The 894-nt window shown below is 77.1% G+C and carries 1 protein-coding gene and 1 pseudogene; both read left to right on the forward strand.

Annotation, left to right across the window (positions count from 1 at the left end):
- A pseudogene (locus C1I97_RS38030) lies at positions 1–410 on the forward strand (transferase); the annotation flags it as partial.
- Positions 407–894, forward strand: a 488-nt coding sequence (locus tag C1I97_RS38035) for a D-glycero-alpha-D-manno-heptose-1,7-bisphosphate 7-phosphatase (protein ID WP_111007384.1), incomplete at its 3' end; no start/stop codon positions are given. The pseudogene C1I97_RS38030 and the gene C1I97_RS38035, both read left to right, overlap by 4 nt.

Below are 894 nucleotides of genomic sequence, written 5' to 3' on the forward strand. Positions count from 1 at the left end.
GGAGTGCGCCAAGGAGCCGCCCCGCCGACCGCTGGGTGTCGCTGCGCGCCCAGCGGGGCAACGCCGACGACGCGCTCATGCTGCGCCTGCACGGCCCCGACTGGTGGCGGAAGGCGGTGGCCCCGCGCGGCCGGATCCGCTCCCACCTCGCCGTCACCGCCGCCGGCGCCGCGGCCTGCGCGCTCGCCGCGGCCGGCCGGCCCCGTGCCGCCGCCGTGGCCGGGCTCGGCTGGGCGGCGGGCACCGCGGAGTTCGCCTGGGCGCGGATCACCCCCGGACCGCGCACCCGGGAGGAGGTGACCACCATGGCCGTCACCAGCGTCCTCATCCCGCCCGCCGCCACCTGGCACTGGCTGACCGGCCGGTGGCGCCACCGGAACGCCCCCGCCTGGCGGGAGGTGGCCGCATGAACCCGGTCCGGACGCACCCGGTCAAGGCGAGCCCGGTCAAGGCGAGCCCGGTCAGGGCCGTCCTGTTCGACCGCGACGGCACCCTCGTGGAGGACGTCCCCTACAACGGCGACCCCGAGCGGGTCCGCCCGGTCGAGGACGCCCGCGAGGCACTGGAACTGCTGCGCGCGAAGGGCATCGGCGCCGGTGTCGTCACCAACCAGTCGGGGGTGGCGCGCGGGCTGCTGAGCACCGCCGACGTGCGCCGCGTCAACGAACGCGTCGACCGGCTGCTGGGCCCCTTCGACGTGTGGGCCGTCTGCCCGCACGGCCCCGACGACGGCTGCCACTGCCGCAAACCGCGCCCCGGCATGATCCTCTGGGCGGCCGGCCGCATCTGCACCCCGCCCGGCGACATCGTCGTCATCGGCGACATCGGCGCCGACATGGAGGCCGCCCAGAGGATCATGCCGGGGCGCGGTTTGCGGCAGTGGCAGCCGTCGTC

It is taken from the genome of Streptomyces sp. NTH33 (assembly GCF_003236365.1).
In the GTDB taxonomy this organism is placed as follows: domain Bacteria; phylum Actinomycetota; class Actinomycetes; order Streptomycetales; family Streptomycetaceae; genus Streptomyces.